Below are 6,953 nucleotides of genomic sequence, written 5' to 3'. Positions count from 1 at the left end.
TGCCCGGCCCTCCCCCCGCGCTCCCCCCCCCTTGTCACCCACACTGGCTGGGCGCCCCCCCGCGGGGGGGGGCGGCCCCCCCCGGGGGGGGGGCCCCCCCCCCCCCCCCCGGGGGCCCCCCCCGGCCTCGTCGCCGTCCGGAAGGGTCAGTCGATTTTCACGCTCGCGCCGAATTCGAACGTCCCGCTCTCGCCGGGCGGTACTACAGCGATGACGGACCCCGCGCAGCCCGGCTGGTCGTAGACCTGGGCGGCCTTGTCGGTGCGGTTCTCGACGATGAGGGGCCAGATGTCGCTGCCGTAGCAACCCGAGGGGTTGTTGTAGGACTTGAAGCCGACCCGGAGCTGACCGGTGGCCGCCTGGGCCGAGCCGGGCACCGCCACTGCCACCACCGCGGCCAGGGCCACCGCGCCGAGCGCCTTGCTGATCCGTCGCATGTCGTCACTCCAGAGTGTCCGGGGAACCGCCGCGGATGGCGGCTGCGCCGGAGGACTGCCCCGATTCGCCGCAGGTCACGGCCCTGCGGCGGCCGAATCACCTGATCGGGTGCCCCGGCCCGCCGCGCGGTTTGCGGCCCACCCGCCACCCGCCACCCGCCACCCGCCATTTGCCACTCGCTAATCGCCACTTGCTACTTGGCGAAGCGGACCTCCGGGAAGGCCGTCGAGGGCCCGTCCAGCAGTCGGCTCGGGCGGTTGAGCAGGTGCCGGTCGAAGAACGCGCCGAGGTACGCCCGGGTGGCGGCGAGCGCGCGGTCGCCCTTGATGGTGCCGTACTGCTCCGGGGTGGTGTCGGGCGGCAGCTGGTCACGGACGCCGAGGGAGTCCACCAGCCAGTGCATGTCGCAGAACGACAGGTGGCCGGCCTCCGGCAGGTCCAGCCAGCGCTTCCAGCCGGTCAGATGCTGCCAGGTCTCGTCCCAGTTGGCCGTCGCGGGCCTGCCGGCGTGCCGCTGGGCGCCGAGCAGCAGCACCGGGCGGGCGAGGCCGTCGGCGGGCAGCGGGGCGAAGAAGTCGCCGTCCAGGTTGGCGGCGGCGCGGATCCGCCGGTCCTCGCTCATCGCCTCGATGGCGCTCGCGCCGCCGATCGAATGGCCGGCCGCGCCGATCCGGGAGCGGTCGACCTGCAACCCGCGGACCAGCCCCGGCCCGGGCGCGGTCAGCTGGTCGATCAGGAAACTGATATCCTTCGCCCGACTGCGGGTGACCTCGGCCGCCCGCTGGTCGTCCACCTGATCGCAGATCAGGCAGGTCTCCACCCGCCCGTCGGGGAACTGCACGACCGTCTCGTACGTGTGGTCCAGCGCGGCCACCACGTAGCCCCGGGCCGCGAGGTCCTCGGCGAGGGCGGTGAGCGAGGTGCGGCTGTAGCCGTAACCGGGGGAGAGCACCACCACGGGGTGCCGCCCGGGCGCGGGCACCGTACGGGCCTTCACCCCCGTCCGCACCTCGCTGAGAGCCGGGGTGCCGAACAGACCGGTCGACACCTCTGGCGAGATGTACGGCAGTTGCTCCCCGTGCTCCCCGCGCGCGGACTGCGCCGGGTACCAGAGGGTGGCCATCAGTTCACGGCTGGCGGCGTCCGCCCGCCAGGGGTCGTGCCGGGCCTTGTCCACCAAGTGGACGGACGTGGCGCCGATCGCCCGTCGCGTCGTCGGCGCGGGCACCTGCGGTACCTCCGTCGCCGCACTCAACGAGAGCGTTCCGGCCGTCGGGGAAGCCGCCAGCGCGGCCTGCGGACCGGCCAGCGAAACCAGGACGGCAATAGGCGCGGCGAGCAGCACAGCAGTCCGCCACCGAGAAGTTGTCGACATACCGCCACGCTAGGCCCGCCCCCACCCCCACCGCGTCCTGCCCGCGACGTAACCCCCTCCACCCCAGGTCGCATCCGCCACACCGCCCACGCCCCCCGCCCGGACACCCCCACCTCCACCTGCCCGCCCTTGCGTAAATCGCCCATCTTTGCGCAGAGTTGGACGCCCCACCGGCCCCACCCGTCCTGCGGCGCATCGGAGCTCGCATCGGCCGCGCCTCCGACCCCGGGCGCCTGCTGGCGGTCCCCTCGCCGCTGTAGACACACGAACCCTGAACCTCGCCCGGGCTCAGCGACCCTCGGGTTTCGATGGTGGCTACCGCACTTCTTGGATCGCCTTACGTTGGCGCTGTCTACCCGGGTAACGGTTCCAGCGCGGCCAGGGCGGCTCATTCCCGTGCTGGTAGGGAGGGCGTGGTCAATCTGCCACCTTGTGCGGCATTCGTCTGCTGACGTTGCCGTTTGCTCCAAGGATTGTCCCGGCGCGGGCGCTCTGTGATGGCTGGGGCTGCGCGTAGCGGGGGTTGTGAGGGGAGGTGAAACTCCGTTGTCCGGGGGTGGGGCTCGCGGCGATGATTTCGGGTGTGGCTGACACCAGGTTCGAAGGCTCCGCGTTGCGGCCGTACCCCAAGATCTCGGCGAGGGGGCGGCTCTCCGCGTCCGGGAACCGGGAGTGGGTTGCCGTGGAGAAGGTGCACGGGGCGCACTTCGCGGTGGTCTGTGAGGGGGGTGCGGTCCGTCCGGCCAAGCGGCGGGAGCTCCTGGGGGAGGACGCGCTGGACGGCTTCTTCGGCGTCAGCCGGGTCTGGCCGGCGCTGGCGGTGGCGGCCGCCCGGTTCGCCTCGGCGGTGCGCGAGGCGGCGGGCGGGGGCGCAGGTGGGGGCGCTGTGGTGACTGTTTACGGTGAACTGGCCGGCGGGTGCTACCCGCACCCCGATGTGCCCGCCGTCGCCGGAGTCGAGCCCGTACAGACCGGCGTCTGGTACGCGCCGGGGTTGGAGTGGCTGCTCTTCGACGCCACCGTCGACACCGCCGAGGGCCGGTCCTGGATCTCCGACCGTGCTCTGCGTGACGCCGCGGGCACCGCCGGACTCGCCTGCGCCCCCTCGATCGGGCGCGGTGCGCTCACCGTGCTCCAGGAACTGCCGGCCGCCTTTCCCACCCTGGTCCCCGCGCTCCTCGGGCTCCCCGAACTCGCCGACAACCTCGCCGAGGGCTACGTCCTCAAACCCGCCGGCACCTGGCGGGAGACGGGTTCCGAGGGGGGCGGCGCGCGTCCGGTGGTGAAGGTGAAGCAGCAGGCCTTCGCTGAGGACGAGCGCTACGACGGTGCCCGCCCGTACCTGCCGCCGCCGCAGGGCGCGGCCGGGGTCCCCGCCTGGCTCCTGGTCCAGGCCGCGGCACTCCTCACCCCCGCCCGCGCCGCCGCCGCCGTCAGCAAGCTCGGTCCGCGCGCGCCCGAGGACGTCGTGGCGGCGGAGCTGACCCGGGACGTGGCGGAGGAACTCGCCGAGGCGGTGGGGGGATTGGACGGTGACGTCCTGCGCGCGCTGGAAGCCGCCCTCGGGCCCGGAGCGCGCTCCCTGGCGGCGTTCGACGCCGAGGACCGGCGCTCGCCGACGAGCCGGGCCGGGCTGACGGGCTGACGGGCTGAGGGTCCGAGAGGCCGAGGGGCTGACGGGCTGAGCGGTCGGGCTGGTCAGGCCGGTCGGGCGCGGAAGGATTCCTGAAGGAAGTCGCCCGTCCATGCGGAGGGCCCGTCGCCGGCTCCGACCGAAGGGTGACAGCGCAAGGGTGGGTGGGTCGTGGAGGTGGGAGGGGTGTTCGAGAAGAATATGTCGGCCGGTCTACTGATTCCTTGCCGCCGCCCGGGTGGTGCGCGCGCAGGAAGTCGTCCTGGTCGACTTCCTGCGCGGATGGAGGCGGTGGAAGTGGCGGCGATGGAGAAACTGTAGACCGGTCTACATATTTCTTGCCGGAGAGGGCGTCGGTGGTCGAGGGTGGGTTAAGGGGGCGTCGAGAGGGGCTTCCGCCCGGGGTGGGCCGGGCCCATCATGGGCTCCCGGCCCCAGCCCCCGGTCGAGGGCTCCGGGTGAGGCTCCAGGAGGCAAGTAGAGATGGCGATTCCCTTCCCTGTCCGGATCCAGTCCGCCGTCGTCCGGGGCGCGTACGCGCTGCCGGAGGGGCTGCGGCGGGCGATCGCGGGCGCGCCGGTGGTGCGGGACGGTCAAGTGCTCTCGCTGGACGCACAGTTGATCCTCAAGTTGCAGCGCCTGTCGAAGGCCGCCCTGGTGCTGCCCGCCGGGGTCGGGCCGTCGCGGGAGGCGATGGAGCACGCGCGGTACCTGGTGGGCGGGGCGACGATCCAGCCGGTAGCCGTCCGGAGCGTCGGAATCCCGCAGGAGTACGGCGAGTTGGCGGCCACGTTGTACACGCCGGGCGGGCTGGCGGCGGGTTCCGGGCTGCTGGTGTACCTGCACGGCGGGGGCTGGGTGGTCGGCAGTCGGGCCAGCCACGACCACGTGGTGCGGTTCCTGGCGCAGCGGGCGCAGGTGCGGGTGCTGTCGGTGGAGTACCGGCGCGCGCCCGAGCACGCGTTCCCGGCGGCTGCGGACGACGCGCTGGCCGCGTTCGACTTCGCGTACGCCAAGGCGGCGGACCTGGGCGCGGATCCGGAGCGGATCGCGATCGGCGGCGACAGCGCGGGCGGGAACCTGGCGGCCGTCACCACACAGGCGGCGGTGCGGCGGGGCGGTCCGGCGCCGGTGTTCCAGTTGCTGCTGTACCCGGCGGTCGACGCCTCCGTCCGGCGGCCCTCGCGCGACCTGTTCACCGACGGGTTCTTCCTGACCAGCGCGGACATGGACTGGTTCCTGGACCGCTACGCGCCCGCGCCGGCCGACCGGACCGATCCGCGTCTGTCGCCCCTGCTCGCCGCCGACCTGTCCGGGCTTCCGCCCACGTACGTCGGCACCGCGGGCTTCGACCCGCTGCGGGACGAGGGCGAGGCCTACGCCGAGGCGCTGAAAGCGGCCGGGGTGACGGTGCGCCTGAGCCGCCAGCCGGACCTCATCCACGGTTACGCCAGCTACCTCGGCATCGGCCGCCGCTTCCGGGAGGCGACGGCGGAGGCGGCCGAGGCGCTGCGGCAGGCGCTGGGCGCCGCGTAGCGCGCAACCAGGGGCGGTACGGCTCGGCGCAGCACCGGGCGGGGGCCCGTTCGGAGGACTCAACGGCCCCTGCCCGGCTGCTCGTTCAGGCCGGGATCCGCCGTGCCTCGGCGAGCTCCGACGCCTGCGCGCCGTGCGCGAGGAGGTACTCCGCCACCGATCCGTGGTGACTCCGGATCGACAGCAGCGCGCGCCGCAGATGCACTTCGCGTACGGGCAGGGCGTTGTGCGCGGCCCTGGCCGGCGGCGGTTTGGCCAGGCCCAGTTCGTCGTTCGAGCGCAGGAAGTCCTGGAGGACCTCTGCCTCGGAGGCGCCCAGCAGCGTCTGCAGGACGGCGACGACGACTCCCGTGCGGTCCTTGCCCGAGGCGCAGTGGACCAGGACCGGCGCGGCCTCGCCCTCGCCGACGAGCAGTCGGCGCAGGACGGCCACCGCCGCCGCGCCGGCGCGCTCGGCCATCAGCGGGTACAGCTCCAACTGGTCGGCGGGCCAGCGTCGTTCGGTGAAGACCGGTGCGTGCAGGTACCGGGCGTCGACGAGGTCGACGGCATCCGGGCGCTCCGCCACCTCCGGGTCGCTGCGCAGGTCGACGACCGTCCGTAGGCCGAGGCGCCGCAGCGTGTCCGCGCCCTCCGCCGCGAGGCCGTGCAGGCTGTGCAGGGCTGCGGAGCGGTACAGCACGCCGCGCGGCAGGGAGCCGACGCCGCCGGCGTCGCGGAAGTTCCGTACGCCGGTGGGGGCGATGCGCTCCGGACCCGCCTCGGGCTGGTTGGTGATCACGTCTCACTGTATCCGGGGGCGGAGGGGGTGGCTGGGGGCGGCTGGGGGAGGCCATGGATGAGAAAGGACGCGGGAGTTGTGGTCGTGCGCCCGTCCGGTGCTGCGCGGGGGGTTCTCGTCGGCGGGCTCTTATTGTACTGTCCGTCTAATAAGCGGGTGAGCGGGCACCCGTAGGGGCAGGCATCTGGAGGCAGCCATGGCTCTCACCAACGCGGCGGCAGGGCGGGCGGTGGGTGCGCACGGCCACACCGCGGCCGACGACGACGTCTCGAAGCGGCTGCTGGAGTCCGCCGCGACCCTCTCCTACGACCCCTCGACCGAGATCGACTGGGACGCACCGCTCCCAGCCGACCACTACGGCCTCAACCCGGAGTGGAGCACCCTCTACGGCACCCGGCTGTGGGACGAGATGACCGAGCACCAGCGGGTCACCCTCACCCGGCACGAGGTCTGCTCGATCATGAACACCGGGATATGGTTCGAGATGATCCTCCAGCAGATGGTGCTGCGCGATCAGTACCTGAAGAACCCCGCCAACGCCGAGTTCCAGTTCGCGCTCACCGAGATCGCCGACGAGTGCCGCCACTCGATCATGTTCGCCCGCGCCTGCGAGAAGATGGGCGTCCCCGCGTACCGGCCGAACAAGGTCATCGCCCAGGCCGGGCGCGCGTTCAAGGCCCTGGCGAAGGGTGAACTCGCCTACGGCGGCATCCTGGTGGCCGAAGAGGTGCTCGACGTCATGCAGCGTGACTGGATGCGCGGCGAGAACGTCCTGGACATCGTCCGCGGCACCTCCCGGATCCACGTCGTCGAGGAGTCGCGGCACATGAAGTTCGCCCGGCAGGAGATCCGCGAACGGGTGCGCCACGCCGGCCCCGCCCGCCGCCGCACCTCGGCCACCGGCATCGCCGTCGGCGCGTACGTCATCGTCTCCAGCATGGTGCACCCCGGGGTCTACCGGGCCGCCGGGCTCGACACCCAGCGGGCGATCGCCGAAGTGCGGGCCAACGAGCACCGCAAGGCGATGATGCGCACCAGTTCCCGGCACCTGATCGCGTTCCTCGCCGAGACCGGATTGCTCACCAGCCGCTCGGCCGCCATCTACCGGCGCATCCACATGCTCTGACGACACGTCAAAGGCGGACACGTCAAAGCGACACGTCAAACGCGACACGTCAACAAAGGCTCCG

Annotated in this window: 6 protein-coding genes; 3 read left to right on the top strand and 3 right to left on the bottom strand. The window is 72.8% G+C overall.

Going from position 1 to position 6,953, the window contains the following annotated elements:
- Positions 1-146 precede the first annotated feature (146 nt).
- Together ACIOGZ_RS19460 and ACIOGZ_RS19455 are read right to left on the bottom strand one after the other, a co-directional pair.
- Positions 147-437, bottom strand: a complete 291-nt coding sequence (locus tag ACIOGZ_RS19460) for a hypothetical protein (protein ID WP_400986558.1) — start codon at positions 435-437, stop codon at positions 147-149.
- Between the two features lie 194 nt (positions 438-631).
- Complete coding sequence (locus ACIOGZ_RS19455; protein WP_400986556.1) at positions 632-1,813, bottom strand: alpha/beta hydrolase family protein; 1,182 nt, start codon at positions 1,811-1,813, stop codon at positions 632-634.
- A gap of 583 nt (positions 1,814-2,396) precedes the next feature.
- On the opposite strand from ACIOGZ_RS19455, the gene ACIOGZ_RS19450 reads away from it, so the two are divergent.
- Together ACIOGZ_RS19450 and ACIOGZ_RS19445 are read left to right on the top strand one after the other, a co-directional pair.
- A complete protein-coding gene (locus tag ACIOGZ_RS19450) occupies positions 2,397-3,458 on the top strand; it encodes an RNA ligase family protein (RefSeq protein ID WP_363580316.1) in 1,062 nt (353 codons plus the stop codon).
- Between the two features lie 471 nt (positions 3,459-3,929).
- Positions 3,930-4,982: an alpha/beta hydrolase gene (locus tag ACIOGZ_RS19445; protein ID WP_400986554.1), complete on the top strand. Its 1,053-nt coding sequence runs from the start codon at positions 3,930-3,932 to the stop codon at positions 4,980-4,982.
- A gap of 85 nt (positions 4,983-5,067) precedes the next feature.
- On the opposite strand, the gene ACIOGZ_RS19440 is transcribed toward ACIOGZ_RS19445, so the two are convergent.
- The gene (locus tag ACIOGZ_RS19440) at positions 5,068-5,763 is read right to left on the bottom strand and encodes a tyrosine-protein phosphatase (protein ID WP_400986553.1); all 696 of its coding nucleotides are present in this window, start codon (positions 5,761-5,763) and stop codon (positions 5,068-5,070) included.
- A gap of 196 nt (positions 5,764-5,959) precedes the next feature.
- On the opposite strand from ACIOGZ_RS19440, the gene ACIOGZ_RS19435 reads away from it, so the two are divergent.
- On the top strand, positions 5,960-6,889 hold the full coding sequence (locus tag ACIOGZ_RS19435) for a diiron oxygenase (protein ID WP_363618774.1): 930 nt from the start codon (positions 5,960-5,962) through the stop codon (positions 6,887-6,889).
- Positions 6,890-6,953 lie beyond the last annotated feature (64 nt).

The sequence above is a fragment of the Kitasatospora sp. NPDC088160 genome (genome assembly GCF_044741445.1).
Taxonomy (GTDB): Bacteria; Actinomycetota; Actinomycetes; order Streptomycetales; family Streptomycetaceae; genus Kitasatospora.
The sequence above is the reverse complement of the archived record's forward strand: the minus strand, read 5'-3'. Positions and strand labels throughout refer to the sequence as shown.